This window comes from Bradyrhizobium sp. USDA 376 (assembly GCF_054063675.1).
This window is the reverse complement of record NZ_JBSSGN010000001.1, coordinates 2,556,943-2,571,379: the sequence shown is the minus strand read 5'-3', so window position 1 is coordinate 2,571,379 and position 14,437 is coordinate 2,556,943. Positions and strand designations below refer to the sequence as shown.

The window sequence follows — 14,437 nt, the reverse complement described above, 5'->3', positions numbered from 1 at the left end:
ACGGAATTAGCAGCGTCGCGAAGCGTCTCGACGCCCTAATGCAAATGCACCAGATGCGGCCACCACAGGCCGAGCGCCGTCATGATGAGGCCGGCGAGCGTCAAGATGCCGCCGACATAGGCGAGCGCGATCATGCCGGTGATGATGGTGGCGGACGCCAGCACGATGCCGATCTGGAAGGCAGCGGACGCCAGCTCGAAGTGATGGTACTTCGCGGTCGCCTCGTCGCGCTCGTGCTCGGCATGCTTGGCCTTCTCGGCGAGCTGCTCGGTGCCTTCGCCGGTCTCGGGCTCGGAGCGGTAGCGCGCCGCGGTCTTGGTCCAGTCGTCGACCTGCTTCTGCACCACCGGCTTCAGGGCGTCGTCGGTGGTGCCGGCAAGCGTGAGCTTGCCCTGCTCGGATGCGGTCAGCACCACGGTGCGACGGATACTCTTGGCCTGGAAGAACGCCCAGAGATTGGCGGCCTCGACGTTCTTGCTGATCGATTCGGTCTGGGCACCCTTGCCGAGCGTCTCCGAGATCGCCAGGAACAGCGCCAGCACGGCGATCAGGAGCGCGATCTTCTTGCTCGAGCCGGACGCGTGTTCGGCGTGCTCGGCATGCTCCATGCTTTCGTGTGCGCTCATAAATCCCTCCTGCTCATTTACCAACGATTGACCGAACCGCGCGGCGGGCGCAAGTGGCAAGCGCCATGACGGCCGCAATTAATGGTTTCGCGTCCAGGACTGCTCTAGTCCTGTGCCATGAGCACAGCGGAATTCATCGCAGCCTGCTTCTGGCCCTTCGTCGTCATCGCGGCATTTGCGCTGTGGAAGACCCGCAACACCGCGGCCTTTCCGTTCATCGGCAAGATCGTCTTCGCGATCAGCGTGGCCTACATCGGCCTGTTGCTGTTTTATGACAAGAGCTCGATCTTCGCGGTGAACGACGTCCATATCGGCCTCGTCGTTCTGGGTCTCGCCATAGCCGGCTTGCAGCTGCGACAGCCTCCGCTTTACGGCTCATGGCGCGACAAGGCGAAGACGCTCGGCTCGATGATCGCGATCGTGCTCTTCGGCAGCGGTCTTGCATGGTATGCCGGACGAATGCTGGTTCTCGATCACCTGACGTCTCGGCTTGTGATCGAAGGCCGTGTCGATCGTGCGTGGAGGTCGAGTGGCAGCCGCAGGGCGGACTATCTCGTCCGCATCGCAAACCAAACGGTGAAGGTCACGGAGCCACTCTATGAGCGGCTCGAGAAGTTCAGGCCAATGGTCCGCGTCGAGGTCGGGCGCGGGTCGAACTATGTCTACGAGATCGAATATCTCTCGAACTGACCCACAGCGTCACCGCCGCGGATGCGCGCTGGCATAGACTTCGAGCCGGTGGGTAGAAGATGGCGGCACTAATCTGTCCGTCCATGGGCGCTGTCGCACTTGATGTGTTGACTCGCCTTCGTCAGTAAGATTGTCTATGCATTTTCAATCAGGGATTGCATCATGCAGTCGACCATTCAACTCCGCCAGGGCGATATGTTTGCCCAGCCCACGGATTTAATAATTATCCCATGCTCCACTGGGGGTACCATCACCCGAAGTATCGCCGATCAGCTTCAAGAGTTTGATATCGAATGGCCTAGTGGTTATTCGAATCTTGGTGACGTCAAATTCGAGTTGTTCAAGGGTGCGTCCAACATCGCTACTTATGTTGGTTATGCCACGTCCGTCCAAGCGATGGAGACTAACACTAGGACAATAACGAAAATTGCGGCGACGGTGGCGGAGTTTGTTAGCGACAGGGTAGAGATACGCGATATAGCTATTCCACTGCTAGGTGCCGGAGCCGGTTGTCTACAGCCGGCAGAGTCTCTGTCAGCTTTGATGGCTGGGTTCGAAAAGCATCCGATCGAAGGCAAGGTCGTCAATATATTTGTGTACGGTAAGAAAGATTTCGAGGAGCTTTCGCGGCATCAAGAACCGTCTCGGAGGCATCAAGAACATTCCCGGAGGAAGCCCCTAAGGGAGGACAAAAGATCGGAGGAAGCAGCGCGCGAACCGTTGCGTGTCTTCATAAGCTATACGAAGACTTCGATCGAACACCAAGCTTGGGTAAAAGAGCTCGCAATCTTTCTGCGGCAGAACGGGGTTGATGCGAGACTTGATATCTGGCACCTCCGACCGGGAATGGACCTGCCCCAGTGGATGTGCAACGAGCTCGATCTCGCCGACCGCGTGCTCATTGTCTGCAATGAGGAATACGCGGCTAGAGCCAATGGCCGTCTCGGTGGCGTCGGCTGGGAAATGCGAGTGATTCAAGGTGACTTGCTCCAGTCACAGTCTTCCAATCCGAAGAAATATCTCCCGATCCTCAGAGGAAAGTTTGATAAGAAGATCGTGCCGAGCTTCCTGCGGGGAGTCTACGCGCTAACATGGAGCGCGCGCGATGATCGAGAGATCAAAGAGCAACTGCTACGCGAGATCTACGAAGTCTTCGACGAAGCCCCAATTCTAGGGCAGCCTCCAAGATTTATTCTTACTCGCTAGCACTCACCGCCGCGGATGCGCGCTGGCATAGACTTCCAGCAGGCGCTCGGAATCGATGCCGGTGTAGACCTGCGTGGTCGAGAGCGAGGAATGGCCGAGCAATTCCTGGATCGCGCGCAAGTCCCCGCCGCGCGACAGCAGGTGTGTGGCGAAGGAGTGGCGGAGCGCGTGCGGCGTGGCGCTGTCGGGCAGGCCAAGCGCGCCGCGCAGCCGCTCCATCGCGAGCTGGATGATGCGCGGACTGAGTGGGCCGCCGCGCGCGCCGACGAAGATCGGCCCTTCCGCCGGCAGCGGATAGGGGCACATCGAAACATATTCCTGCACCAGCGCGAGCACGTTCTGCAGCACCGGCACCATGCGCGTCTTGTTGCCCTTGCCTGTTACGACCAGCACGTCGCCTTCGCCGGGCTTCGGCACCTCGCGGCGCTTCAGGCCCAGCGCCTCGGAAATGCGCAGGCCCGAGCCATACAAGAGCGCCATCACCGCGGCATCGCGCACCAGGATCCAGGTCTCGCGTTCCTCGCCGGCGCGCTCATCGGCATCTGCAAGACGCTTTGCGGAGGCCATCGGCAACGGCTTCGGCAGGCTCTTTGCGACCTTCGGCGCGCGGATCGCGGAGAGCGCGCCGACCTTGCCCTTGCCTTCGCGTTCGAGGAAGCGGCCGAACGAGCGCAGGCCCGCCAGCGCGCGCATCAGGCTGCGGCCGGCAATGTCGTCGGCGCGGCGCATCGCCATGAAGGCGCGCACGTCGGTGGCCTCCAGCGACGCAAAACGCTTGAGCGTCACCCGCTCGCCCCAATGGGCACAGAGGAAATCCAGGCACTGCCGCAAGTCGCGGCCATAGGCCTCCAGCGTCTTCGGCGACAGCCGCCGCTCGGCGCCGAGATGCGCCAGCCAGCGCGCCATCTCCTGCGCGATCGAGGGATCGGCGCTGGCGAGCTCGATCAATGGGGCGGCCGCTTTGCTCATGCGCTCTGGACGTAATGATTCCGCACAGTATATCGCATCACACCCGTTTACTGTTCGCTAAGGCCGCCCCGGGGCGCTAGCCTGAAGGCCCCAAGGTTCCGATTCTCCTTCCAAAGACCGTTGATGGATCACACCTCGCGCAGCAACACCGCCCCCGCCAACGCGACCCGCATGGTCGACGTGCTGGTGCCGGTCGCGCTCGACCAGACCTATTCCTACAAGGTGCCGCGCGGCATGGAGCTGAAGGCGGGCGATCTCCTCAGTGTGCCGCTTGGGCCGCGCGAGGTGCTGGCCGTGGTCTGGGGCGAGAACGCCAATCCCGATCCGCGCCTGCACAACCGCCTCAAGGAGGTCAGCGAGAAGCTCGACATCCCGCCGCTGAAGCCCGAATTGCGTTCGGTCGTCGATTGGGTCGCCACTTACACGCTGAGCCCGCGCGGCATGGTGCTGCGCATGTGCCTGCGGATGGGCGAGAATCTCGGCCCCGAGCGGGTGCGTCCCGGCGTGCGCCTGACCGGCGATCCGCCGCGGCGGCTGACGCCGGCGCGACAGCGCGTGATCGAGGTGCTGTCGGACCGCCTGCTGCACGGCAAGTCGGAGGCAGCCAAGGAGGCCGGCGTCTCGGCCGGCGTGATCGACGGGCTCGTTGACGAAGGCACGCTCACGGTCGAGCCGATGCCGCCGCCTGCTCCGCCGCCGGCCCCCGATCCGGATTACGGCCGGCCGGATTTCTCGCCGCTGCAGCGCGCCGGTGTGGATGCGATGCGCGCGCTCGCAGCCAATGGCACCTTCCACGTCGCGCTGCTCGACGGCGTCACCGGCTCCGGCAAGACCGAGGTCTATTTCGAGGCCGTTGCGGAAACCATCCGCCGGGGCAAACAATCGCTGATCCTGATGCCGGAGATCGCGCTCACCGGCCAGTTCCTCGACCGCTTTGCGCAGCGGTTCGGCGTGCGGCCGATCGAATGGCATTCCGAGCTGACGCCGCGCACCCGCGCGCGCAATTGGGCGGCGATCTCCGAGGGAAGCGCGCCGGTCGTGGTCGGCGCGCGCTCGGCGCTGTTTTTGCCTTACGCCAATCTCGGCCTCATCGTCGTCGATGAAGAGCACGACCAGGCCTACAAGCAGGACGATGGCGTGCATTACCATGCCCGCGACATGGCGGTGGTGCGCGCGCATATCGCAAAAATCCCGGTCGTGCTGGCCTCCGCGACGCCGTCGGTCGAATCCGAGGTCAACGCACGCAAGAACCGCTATCAGCGCGTCGCGCTGCCCTCGCGCTTCGGCGGCCAGCACATGCCGCATATCGAAGCGATCGATCTGCGCCGCGAGCCGCCCGCGCGCGGCCGCTATATTTCGCCGCGGCTCGCCGGTGAGATCAAGCTTGCGATCGAACGGCGCGAGCAGGCGCTGTTGTTCCTCAATCGCCGCGGCTATGCGCCGCTGACGCTGTGCCGTGCTTGCGGCCATCGCTTCGCCTGCACCATCTGCGATGCCTGGCTGGTCGATCACCGCTTCCGCCAGCGCCTGGTCTGCCACCATTGCGGCTTCTCGATGCCGCGCCCGCATCTCTGCCCGCACTGTTCGGCCGAGGAATCGCTGGTCGCGGTCGGTCCCGGCGTGGAGCGCCTGCAGGAGGAGGCGGCCGCGCTGTTCCCGCAAGCGCGCACCATGGTGCTGTCGAGCGATCTCATCACCTCGATCGAGACGATGCGCAGCGAGCTTGCCGAGATCGCGGAGGGCCGCGTCGACATCATCATCGGCACCCAGCTCGTCGCCAAGGGCCACAATTTTCCGCGACTCAATCTCGTCGGCGTGGTCGATGCCGATCTCGGCCTCTCCAATGGCGATCCGCGCGCGGCGGAGCGCACCTGGCAATTGCTCAACCAGGTGATCGGCCGCGCCGGGCGCGAGCAGGGCCGCGGCGTCGGCTATCTGCAGACCCATCAGCCCGATCATCCCGTGATGAGGGCGTTGATCGCCTGCGACCGCGAGGCCTTCTACGACAGCGAGATCGATCTGCGCGAGAGGACGCTCTATCCGCCGTTCGGCCGGCTCGCGAGCCTGATCATTTCCGCCGGCGACCGCCCGAGCGCGGAAGGTCTCGGCCGCCGTCTCGTCGCGCTCGCCCCGCGCGACGAGCGCGTGGTGGTGCTGGGGCCGGCCGAGGCGCCGCTCGCCGTCATCAAGGGCCGCTACCGCTTCCGCATCCTGGTGAAATCGGCGCGCGGTTTCGATCTCTCGGATTACTTGCGCAACTGGCTCGCCGCCTGCCCGAAGCCGACAGGCAATCAAAAGCTCGAAGTGGACGTCGATCCGCAGAGCTTTTTGTAATCCTCGAGCTTTCGTAGGGTGGGCAAAGCGTGCGTCTTCGTTCGAAGAACGAAGGCGCAGGCGTGCCCACCATGTGTCCCTCGATTGCGGCAACGGAATTGGTGGGCACGCTCCCGCCGTCGCTCTGCGAGCGCCGGCGGATGCTTTGCCCACCCTACGGCTACGCGCCCGGAATGATAGGACGAAAAAAAGCCCGCGGTTCCCCCAAGACCACGGGCTTGTTTCATCCGCGCATCAAACTGATGGAAACTGCGCGGGCAATGTGAGGCGCCTCGAACGCCTTAGGAGACGACTTCCGCGGTGACGCGGCCGACGCCGGCGCCGGTGAGGCCGATGGCGCGGGCAGCACCGGTGGAGAGGTCGAGGACGCGGCCGCGGATGAACGGGCCACGGTCGTTGATGGTGACGATGACGCTCTGGCCGCCATGGGTGACGCGCAGCTTGGTGCCGAACGGCAGCGAACGGTGCGCCGCGGTCATGGCGTTCTGGTTGAAGCGCTGGCCCGACGCGGTCCGGCTGCCGGACTCGTTGCCGTAATAGGACGCCATGCCGGAGAAGCTGCGGCCGGTGCCCGAGGACGGCGTCATCGACGCATTGGCATTGCGCCAATCGGAGGTCGCGTTGCTATCGGCTTGGGCGTGGTGGCGGTGATGATGATGGCGGTGATGCCTGGATTTTGCGGAAGCCTCGGTGGCAGTTCCACCGACGATGAGAGTTGCGGCGACGAAAGCGAGCGCCGTGCGCGGCCGGGTCACAAAGCCCAGCGTCTTCAAAGACAGCATTTAGTGGTCCCTAAGCTAGTATTGCCACATATGTGGCTAGTGGAGCCCCCATCAGTTTGCGAGCGGGTTGGCGTTTCGATTCCCAATGAGGCGTGAATTGGGCAGTAAATCCGCTATGTGTCGTCATGAAATATCTTGTTACCGCCGCGCGATATTCAGGCGATGTTCCGCAATCTTCGGCTTTAACGATTCATTAAGCTCTTGAATACTTGCTAATACTGTAAAGCGAAGTCATCGCCTCCAGCATTTAGAATTGGGTAAGTATTCGGCGAGTGGAGCGGGCGAGGTGCGAATCACGCCTCAGCGATCCGTGTTCATGGCGGCTATGCGCTGGGGGCGGGAACCAAGTGCGGGATGCCGCCGTCAGGCTCACGGCAATTCCGTGACGTGGCAGATCGGTCGCCTCACGCGCGGGGAGTCCTCGCGGAGTGCGACGAACTGGCGACAGAAGCCCATGCCTTTAATTTGGCGTCATGTTGCACGTGCGCGCCTGCTATGTTAGCAAAGCCGCGATTTTAACGGATCCGGCACCTCCCGTGTCGGCCGAAAATCGAAGTCCCGCTTGAATTCCAAGGGCTTGGATCGCTTGGCGCCGCTTCGTGGCGACGGTTTTTCCCTTGCGAGTTTGACAGCAAAAAGAGCGCGTCTGTGGCTGCAGAAGATACGTCCGTTTCCGGTGTGTCCGGCCGTTATGCAACGGCCTTGTTTGAACTGGCCCGCGACCAGAACCTGGTCGACGAGGTCAAAGCCGATCTCGACAAATTCGATGCCTTGCTGAACGAGAGCGCCGATCTGAAGCGCCTCGTCCGCAGCCCGGTATTCGCGGCCGATGCCCAGTCCAGGGCCCTGTCGGCCGTGCTGGAGAAGGCCGGCTTTGCCGGGATCTCCGCCAATTTCCTCAAAGTGCTGACCGCCAACCGCCGCCTGTTCGCGGTGGCCGACGTCATCCGCGCCTACCGCGTCCTCGTCGCCAAGTTCAAGGGCGAGACGACGGCCGATGTGACCGTGGCGGAAGCGCTCTCTGACAAGAATCTCGACGCCCTCAAGGTTGCCCTGAAGTCGGTGACCGGCAAGGACGTCGCGCTGAACGTGAAAGTCGATCCCTCGATCATCGGTGGCCTCGTCGTCAAGCTGGGCAGCCGCATGGTCGATGGTTCGCTTCGCACCAAACTCAATTCGATCAAGCACGCGATGAAAGAGGCAGGCTGATGGACATCCGCGCCGCGGAAATTTCCGCGATCCTCAAGGACCAGATCAAGAATTTCGGCCAGGAAGCTGAAGTCTCCGAAGTCGGACAGGTGCTGTCCGTCGGCGACGGTATCGCCCGCGTCTATGGTCTGGACAACGTCCAGGCCGGTGAAATGGTCGAGTTCGAGAACGGCACCCGCGGCATGGCGCTGAACCTCGAAACCGACAACGTCGGCATCGTTATTTTCGGTGCCGACCGTGAGATCAAGGAAGGCCAGACCGTCAAGCGCACCCGCGCCATCGTGGACGCGCCGGTCGGCAAGGGTCTGCTCGGCCGCGTCGTCGACGCGCTCGGCAACCCGATCGACGGCAAGGGTCCGATCCAGGCCGACAAGCGCATGCGCGTCGACGTCAAGGCGCCCGGCATCATTCCGCGCAAGTCGGTGAACGAGCCGATGGCGACCGGCCTCAAGGCGATCGACGCCCTGATCCCGATCGGCCGCGGCCAGCGCGAGCTGATCATCGGCGACCGCCAGACCGGCAAGACCGCGATCGCGCTCGACACCATCCTGAACCAGAAGCCGCTGAACGCGCAGCCGGACGAGAACATCAAGCTGTACTGCGTCTACGTCGCGGTCGGCCAGAAGCGTTCGACCGTCGCCCAGTTCGTGAAGGTGCTGGAGGAGCAGGGCGCGCTCGAATATTCGATCGTCGTCGCCGCGACTGCGTCGGATCCGGCGCCGATGCAGTACATCGCGCCCTTCACCGGCTGCACCATGGGCGAGTACTTCCGCGACAACGGCATGCACGCGGTCATCATCTATGACGATCTGTCCAAGCAGGCCGTCGCCTACCGCCAGATGTCGCTGCTGCTGCGCCGCCCGCCGGGCCGCGAAGCCTATCCGGGCGACGTGTTCTATCTGCACTCCCGCCTGCTCGAGCGCGCGGCGAAGCTGAACAAGGACCAGGGCTCGGGCTCGCTGACGGCGCTGCCGGTCATCGAAACCCAGGCCAACGACGTGTCGGCCTACATCCCGACCAACGTCATCTCGATCACCGATGGTCAGATCTTCCTGGAAACCGACCTGTTCTTCCAGGGCATCCGTCCCGCGGTGAACGTCGGTCTGTCGGTGTCGCGCGTCGGCTCCTCGGCGCAGACCAAGGCCACTAAGAAGGTCGCCGGCAAGATCAAGGGCGAGCTCGCGCAGTACCGCGAAATGGCGGCGTTCGCGCAGTTCGGCTCCGACCTCGACGCCTCGACCCAGCGTCTGCTCAACCGCGGCTCGCGCCTGACCGAACTCCTGAAGCAGCCGCAGTTCTCGCCGCTGAAGATGGAAGAGCAGGTCTGCGTGATCTGGGCCGGCACCAACGGCTATCTCGATCCGCTGCCGCTCAACAAGGTGCGCGCGTTCGAGGACGGCCTGCTCTCGCTGCTGCGCGGCAAGCACGCCGACATCCTCAACGCGATCCGCGACAGCCGCGATCTCTCCGACGACAGCGCTGGCAAGCTGAAGTCGGTGGTCGAAGGCTTTGCGAAGAGCTTCGCGTAACAAGCAGGCATGGCCGATCGTCCGGCCATGACCGCTTCGCGAGAGGCAAACCAATGAGAAGCGTGCCCGGCGCCCGGCCGGGCATTGCGGTAGGGACAGGCTAGCGGTCCGACGCTTCAGTCGAACCGCCGGGGTGAACGAAGAATGGCGTCACTTAAAGACATGCGCGTCCGCATCGCCTCCACCAAGGCGACGCAAAAGATCACCAAGGCCATGCAGATGGTCGCGGCCTCGAAGCTGCGCCGCGCGCAGACCGCTGCGGAAGCAGCGCGTCCCTATGCCGACAAGATGAGCGCGGTGATCTCCAACATCGCCAGCGCCGCGGCGGGCTCGCCCGGCGCGCCGGCGCTGCTGGCCGGCACCGGTCGCGATCAGGTTCACCTGCTGCTGGTCTGCACCGGCGAGCGCGGCCTGTCCGGCGCCTTCAACTCCTCGATCGTGCGTCTTGCCCGCGAGCGCGCTCTGGCGCTGGCTGCGGAGGGCAAGGAAGTGAAATTCTTCTGCGTCGGCCGCAAGGGCTACGAGCAGCTCCGCCGTCAGTTCGACAAGCAGATCGTCGAGCATCTCGACCTGCGCAGCGTGCGTCAGCTCGGCTTCGTCAACGCCGAGGACATCGCCAAGAAAGTGCTGGCCCGTTTCGACGCCGGCGAATTCGACGTCTGCACGCTGTTCTACTCGCAATTCAAGTCGGTGATCGCACAGGTCCCGACCGCTCAGCAGATCATTCCGCTGGTTGTCGAGGAAGGCGCTGCGAACGGCAGCGCGACCTCTTACGAATATGAGCCGGAGGAAGACGAGATCCTCACCCGCCTGTTGCCGCGTAATCTCGCGGTGCAGATCTTCCGCGCCCTGCTCGAGAACAACGCTTCGTTCTACGGCGCGCAGATGTCGGCGATGGACAACGCCACCCGCAACGCCGGCGAAATGATCCGCAAGCAGACGCTGGTCTACAACCGCACGCGTCAGGCTCAGATCACCAAGGAACTCATCGAAATCATCTCCGGCGCAGAAGCAGTCTGACCGGACACGAAATTCGGATCGAAGGAGACAGTAAATGGCTACAGCAGCCACACAGATCGGTCGCGTTACCCAGGTCATGGGCGCCGTCGTCGACGTGCAGTTCGAAGGCCACCTGCCGGCCATTCTCAACTCGCTGGAGACCAAGAACGGCAACAACCGCCTGGTGCTGGAAGTCGCGCAGCATCTCGGCGAGTCGACCGTCCGCACGATCGCGATGGACGCCACCGAAGGTCTGGTGCGCGGCCAGGAGGTTACCGACACCGGCCAGCCGATCTCGGTTCCCGTGGGTGACGGTACGCTGGGCCGCATCATGAACGTCATCGGCGAGCCGATCGACGAGGCCGGTCCGATCAAGTCGGAAGGCATCCGCGCCATCCACCAGGAAGCGCCGAGCTATACCGACCAGTCGACCGAAGCCGAAATTCTCGTCACCGGCATCAAGGTCGTCGATCTGCTCGCTCCGTATGCGAAGGGCGGCAAGATCGGCCTGTTCGGCGGCGCCGGCGTCGGCAAGACCGTGCTGATTCAGGAGCTGATCAACAACGTCGCCAAGGCGCACGGCGGTTACTCCGTGTTCGCCGGCGTCGGCGAGCGTACCCGCGAGGGCAACGACCTCTATCACGAGTTCATCGAGTCCAAGGTCAACGCCGATCCGCACAATCCGGATCCGAGCGTGAAGTCGAAGTGCGCTCTCGTGTTTGGTCAGATGAACGAGCCGCCTGGCGCCCGCGCCCGCGTCGGCCTGACCGGTCTGACTGTCGCCGAGCACTTCCGCGACCAGGGCCAGGACGTGCTGTTCTTCGTCGACAACATCTTCCGCTTCACGCAAGCGGGTTCGGAAGTGTCGGCGCTGCTCGGCCGTATTCCTTCGGCGGTGGGTTATCAGCCGACGCTCGCGACCGACATGGGCGCGCTGCAGGAGCGCATCACCACCACGCAGAAGGGTTCGATCACCTCGGTGCAGGCCATCTACGTGCCGGCCGACGACTTGACCGACCCGGCGCCCGCGACCTCGTTCGCGCACTTGGACGCCACCACGGTGCTGTCGCGCGCGATCTCGGAAAAGGGCATCTACCCGGCGGTGGACCCGCTCGACTCGACCTCGCGCATGCTCTCCCCGCTGGTCGTCGGCGAGGAGCACTACGCCGTCGCCCGTCAGGTCCAGCAGGTGCTGCAGCGCTACAAGTCGCTCCAGGACATCATCGCCATTCTCGGCATGGACGAGCTTTCGGAAGAGGACAAGCTGACGGTGGCCCGCGCCCGCAAGATCGAGCGTTTCCTGTCGCAGCCGTTCCACGTCGCCGAAATCTTCACGGGCTCGCCCGGCAAGTTCGTCGACCTCGCCGACACCATCAAGGGCTTCAAGGGCCTGGTGGACGGCAAGTACGACCACCTGCCGGAAGCTGCCTTCTACATGGTCGGCACCATCGAAGAGGCGGTCGAGAAGGGCAAGAAGCTGGCCGCTGAGGCGGCCTAAGCTGGCGAATAGCCGAATAGGGAGTGGCGAGTAGCTGCTCCCTCTTTTGCTACTCGCCATTCGCTACCCACCATTCGCAGGTTCTCAATGGCCACGTTCCACTTCGATCTCGTCTCTCCGGAAAAGCTCGCCTTCACGGGCGAGGTCGATCAGGTCGACATCCCCGGCGTCGAGGGTGATTTCGGCGTGCTCGCCGGACATGCGCCGGTCGTGGCTGCAATCCGGCCCGGCATCCTCACCATCACCACCGCTGGCCGCCACGAGAAGGTCATCGTGCTCGGCGGCCTCGCCGAAGTCTCCGAGAGGGGCCTGACCGTTCTCGCCGACGTCGCGACGTCGCTGGACGAGCTCGATCGTGCGCAGTTCGCCGAGACGATCGCGGAGATGGAAGAGGGGCTGAAGGAGCACGAAGGCGGCGAGCTCGATCAGGCCATCGAGCGGCTCGACCACTTCAAGAGCATCCAGCAGCAGCTCAACTCCACGGCTATGCACTAAGCCCCGGCGCAATCGCTCCGGGGCCAGCTCAGAATTCCTGAATAAGTTCAGCGCTCGCCACGAACGTGGCGGGCGCTGAAACTTGTTGCACCGCATCGCCGATAGCGGCATTCTGCGCCCGCGAATTTGGGCGAGAAGCGCGCCGATGCCGCGCAATCGCCGCGGCGCTGCGAGCTCTATGCGGTCGGCAGCAATGTCGTCTACGCGCACGGCAAGCCGCCGATGCCGCCGGCGCCTTACTTCCGGCATGACGCCATGACCGAGCGGGTGTTCGCCTCCAAGGACTTTCCGATCGTGCGCGAGCCGCAAAAAGTCCGGCTCGAGAACATGTTCGTGCCGGCGGCGAAATCCCGCTCGGTCGCGCTCGGCGCGGGCGGACAATATTTCATGGTGCTGGGCGCATCATCCACTGAGGACGCGGCGCGGCGTTCGCTTGAATCGTGCGGCGCGATTGCGGGCGTCGCCTGCATGATCGTCGCGGTCGACGACAATTTCGTCGTGCCGATCCCGACCCTGCTCAGGATCACCGGCTTCTTCCACGCGGCGAGCAATCCCTCGATCGTGGCGGATGCCCGCGACGAGGCGATGGGCTGGAACGCCGTCGCCGTCGGCACCGCAGGCCGCCCCGGCCTCGGCCTCAAGGCCGCCGACGAGCAGACCGCCGTCAACACGGCGCTCGCCGATTGCGGCAAGCGCGACAGCGACTGCCACGTCATCGCCATCGGCCCGTTCACGGTGGGACCGATCAATTAGTCTGTCGGCTCGAAAAGTGCGCCCCCTCGCCCCGCAAGCGGGACGAGGTGAAGCGACCATTGCGCCCCGTTACCGATTCTGCACGACCCTTCAGTCACCTCGCCATGCCCACCACGCATCGCGCCGGCAGCGGCGTTCTACTGTGCATGGGGTTGTTTTCGCAGTTTTAGTTTGCGAAGGCCGCAAACTCTCGCGCCACCGCGCGGTAGACGTCACGCCGGAACGGCACCACGAGATCGGCGACGCGGTCGAGGCGCTCCCAGCGCCAGGCGTCGAACTCCGCGGGCTGGTCGTTGCGCGGCGTCAGCGGATCGATCTCGTCGTCCTTGCCGGTGAAGCGCAGTGCGAACCACTTCTGCCGCTGGCCGCGAAACTTCGCGAGCCGATGCGTCTGCGGTCCGTCGTAAGGCGGGAATTCATAGGTGAGCCAGTCGGTCTCGCCGAGATAGTCCGCGCTGACGACGCTGGTCTCTTCCCAGAGCTCGCGCATCGCCGCGTCGCGCAAATTCTCGCCCTCGTCGACGCCGCCCTGCGGCATCTGCCAGTCGAGGCCCGGCAAAATGATCTCGGGCCCGTCGCCCTTGAAGCGGTGGCCGATCAGGACATGGCCATTGGCATTGAACAGCGCGATCCCGACATTGGGACGGTAGGGCTTTTCGTTTGTCACTTGCAAATATCTCTCGTCGTCATTCCGGGGCGATGCGAAGCATCGAACCCGGAATCTCAAGGTCCCGGGTTCGATGCTGTCGCATCGCCCCGGGACGACAATAAGGATCATTCATCCGCCAGCGCGGAAAATTCCTTCACCACGCGTTCATAGACCGGGCGCTTGAAAGGAATGATCAGCCCGGGGAGGTTCTTCATCGGCTCCCAGCGCCAGCTGACGAATTCGGCCTTGTGGCCGCCGCCGCCGGGCTTCTCGACGTTGATCTCGCTGTCCTTGCCGGTGAAGCGGACCGCGAACCACTTTTGGCGCTGGCCGCGGTAGCGGCCCTTCCAGGCGCGGCCTGCGACCGTGCGCGGGATGTCGTAGATCAGCCAGTCCGGCACCTCGCCGAGCCGCTCGACCGAGCGCACGCTGGTTTCCTCATAGAGCTCGCGCTTGGCAGCTTCCCAGGTGTCCTCGCCGGGATCGACGCCGCCCTGCGGCATCTGCCAGACATGGGCGTCGTCGACATGCTCGATGCCGCCGGCGCGACGGCCGATGAACACCAGTCCCTTCGTATTGATCAGCATCACACCGACGCAGGTCCGGTAGGGCAGATCCTCGTAACGCGCCATTCCGCCAGACCTCTTGCCTGCACTTGGTGGGCATGCCGGTCCCGCGCGACCCGTGCCGTACCAATT

The 14,437-nt window shown here is 63.9% G+C and carries 13 protein-coding genes and 1 pseudogene; 9 read left to right on the top strand and 5 right to left on the bottom strand.

Features of this window, described 5'->3' with window-relative positions; translation table 11 throughout:
* Positions 1-35: 35 nt before the first annotated feature.
* Entirely contained in the window at positions 36-626 is a 591-nt protein-coding gene (locus tag ACVJ19_RS12095; protein ID WP_453948941.1) for a DUF4337 domain-containing protein, read from the bottom strand.
* A 117-nt stretch (positions 627-743) separates the two neighbouring features.
* Here ACVJ19_RS12095 and ACVJ19_RS12090 point away from each other — a divergent pair, with 117 nt between their 5' ends.
* Together ACVJ19_RS12090 and ACVJ19_RS12085 are read left to right on the top strand one after the other, a co-directional pair.
* Entirely contained in the window at positions 744-1,316 is a 573-nt protein-coding gene (locus ACVJ19_RS12090; protein ID WP_453948942.1) for a hypothetical protein, read from the top strand.
* A 162-nt stretch (positions 1,317-1,478) separates the two neighbouring features.
* Positions 1,479-2,522, top strand: a complete 1,044-nt coding sequence (locus ACVJ19_RS12085) for an SEFIR domain-containing protein (RefSeq protein WP_453948943.1) — start codon at positions 1,479-1,481, stop codon at positions 2,520-2,522.
* Between the two features lie 3 nt (positions 2,523-2,525).
* Here ACVJ19_RS12085 and ACVJ19_RS12080 read toward each other — a convergent pair whose 3' ends face one another.
* Entirely contained in the window at positions 2,526-3,491 is a 966-nt protein-coding gene (locus tag ACVJ19_RS12080) for a tyrosine recombinase XerC (protein WP_453948944.1), read from the bottom strand.
* A 123-nt stretch (positions 3,492-3,614) separates the two neighbouring features.
* Between ACVJ19_RS12080 and ACVJ19_RS12075 the strand changes: the two genes are divergently transcribed.
* Entirely contained in the window at positions 3,615-5,825 is a 2,211-nt protein-coding gene (locus tag ACVJ19_RS12075) for a primosomal protein N' (protein WP_453948945.1), read from the top strand.
* 281 nt (positions 5,826-6,106) lie between these two features.
* Here ACVJ19_RS12075 and ACVJ19_RS12070 read toward each other — a convergent pair whose 3' ends face one another.
* Positions 6,107-6,607 carry a septal ring lytic transglycosylase RlpA family protein gene (locus ACVJ19_RS12070; RefSeq protein WP_453948946.1) on the bottom strand — a complete coding sequence of 167 codons (501 nt, stop codon included), beginning with the start codon at positions 6,605-6,607 and terminating at the stop codon, positions 6,107-6,109.
* A 648-nt stretch (positions 6,608-7,255) separates the two neighbouring features.
* On the opposite strand from ACVJ19_RS12070, the gene ACVJ19_RS12065 reads away from it, so the two are divergent.
* From ACVJ19_RS12065 to ACVJ19_RS12040, 6 genes and pseudogenes are all read left to right on the top strand, one after another.
* Positions 7,256-7,816: a F0F1 ATP synthase subunit delta gene (locus ACVJ19_RS12065; protein ID WP_453948947.1), complete on the top strand. Its 561-nt coding sequence runs from the start codon at positions 7,256-7,258 to the stop codon at positions 7,814-7,816.
* Positions 7,816-9,345: a F0F1 ATP synthase subunit alpha gene (atpA, locus tag ACVJ19_RS12060; protein ID WP_453948948.1), complete on the top strand. Its 1,530-nt coding sequence runs from the start codon at positions 7,816-7,818 to the stop codon at positions 9,343-9,345. Before ACVJ19_RS12065 ends, atpA begins: the two co-directional genes overlap by 1 nt.
* Before the next feature lie 144 nt (positions 9,346-9,489).
* Complete coding sequence (locus ACVJ19_RS12055; protein ID WP_453948949.1) at positions 9,490-10,365, top strand: F0F1 ATP synthase subunit gamma; 876 nt, start codon at positions 9,490-9,492, stop codon at positions 10,363-10,365.
* A gap of 34 nt (positions 10,366-10,399) precedes the next feature.
* A complete protein-coding gene (atpD, locus tag ACVJ19_RS12050) occupies positions 10,400-11,842 on the top strand; it encodes a F0F1 ATP synthase subunit beta (RefSeq protein WP_453948950.1) in 1,443 nt (480 codons plus the stop codon).
* An 87-nt stretch (positions 11,843-11,929) separates the two neighbouring features.
* Positions 11,930-12,337: a F0F1 ATP synthase subunit epsilon gene (locus ACVJ19_RS12045; RefSeq protein ID WP_453948951.1), complete on the top strand. Its 408-nt coding sequence runs from the start codon at positions 11,930-11,932 to the stop codon at positions 12,335-12,337.
* 132 nt (positions 12,338-12,469) lie between these two features.
* Positions 12,470-13,090: pseudogene (locus tag ACVJ19_RS12040) on the top strand (adenylate/guanylate cyclase domain-containing protein); the annotation flags it as partial.
* A gap of 166 nt (positions 13,091-13,256) precedes the next feature.
* Here the strand turns inward: ACVJ19_RS12040 and ACVJ19_RS12035 are convergent.
* A complete protein-coding gene (locus ACVJ19_RS12035) occupies positions 13,257-13,757 on the bottom strand; it encodes an RNA pyrophosphohydrolase (protein WP_453948952.1) in 501 nt (166 codons plus the stop codon).
* 107 nt (positions 13,758-13,864) lie between these two features.
* Positions 13,865-14,371 (bottom strand): RNA pyrophosphohydrolase, encoded by a 507-nt coding sequence (locus tag ACVJ19_RS12030; RefSeq protein WP_211407189.1) that lies wholly within the window; start codon positions 14,369-14,371, stop codon positions 13,865-13,867.
* Positions 14,372-14,437: the final 66 nt, after the last annotated feature.

Excerpts from the sequence above, each read along its gene's own strand:
- ACVJ19_RS12045 (WP_453948951.1), top strand. The coding sequence starts at position 11,930 with ATGGCCACGTTCCACTTCGATCTCGTCTCTCCGGAAAAGCTCGCCTTC.
- ACVJ19_RS12095 (WP_453948941.1), bottom strand. The coding sequence starts at position 626 with ATGAGCGCACACGAAAGCATGGAGCATGCCGAGCACGCCGAACACGCG.
- ACVJ19_RS12090 (WP_453948942.1), top strand. The coding sequence starts at position 744 with ATGAGCACAGCGGAATTCATCGCAGCCTGCTTCTGGCCCTTCGTCGTC.
- ACVJ19_RS12030 (WP_211407189.1), bottom strand. The coding sequence starts at position 14,371 with ATGGCGCGTTACGAGGATCTGCCCTACCGGACCTGCGTCGGTGTGATG.
- atpD (WP_453948950.1), top strand. The coding sequence starts at position 10,400 with ATGGCTACAGCAGCCACACAGATCGGTCGCGTTACCCAGGTCATGGGC.
- ACVJ19_RS12055 (WP_453948949.1), top strand. The coding sequence starts at position 9,490 with ATGGCGTCACTTAAAGACATGCGCGTCCGCATCGCCTCCACCAAGGCG.
- ACVJ19_RS12075 (WP_453948945.1), top strand. The coding sequence starts at position 3,615 with ATGGATCACACCTCGCGCAGCAACACCGCCCCCGCCAACGCGACCCGC.
- atpA (WP_453948948.1), top strand. The coding sequence starts at position 7,816 with ATGGACATCCGCGCCGCGGAAATTTCCGCGATCCTCAAGGACCAGATC.
- ACVJ19_RS12085 (WP_453948943.1), top strand. The coding sequence starts at position 1,479 with ATGCAGTCGACCATTCAACTCCGCCAGGGCGATATGTTTGCCCAGCCC.
- ACVJ19_RS12080 (WP_453948944.1), bottom strand. The coding sequence starts at position 3,491 with ATGAGCAAAGCGGCCGCCCCATTGATCGAGCTCGCCAGCGCCGATCCC.
- ACVJ19_RS12070 (WP_453948946.1), bottom strand. The coding sequence starts at position 6,607 with ATGCTGTCTTTGAAGACGCTGGGCTTTGTGACCCGGCCGCGCACGGCG.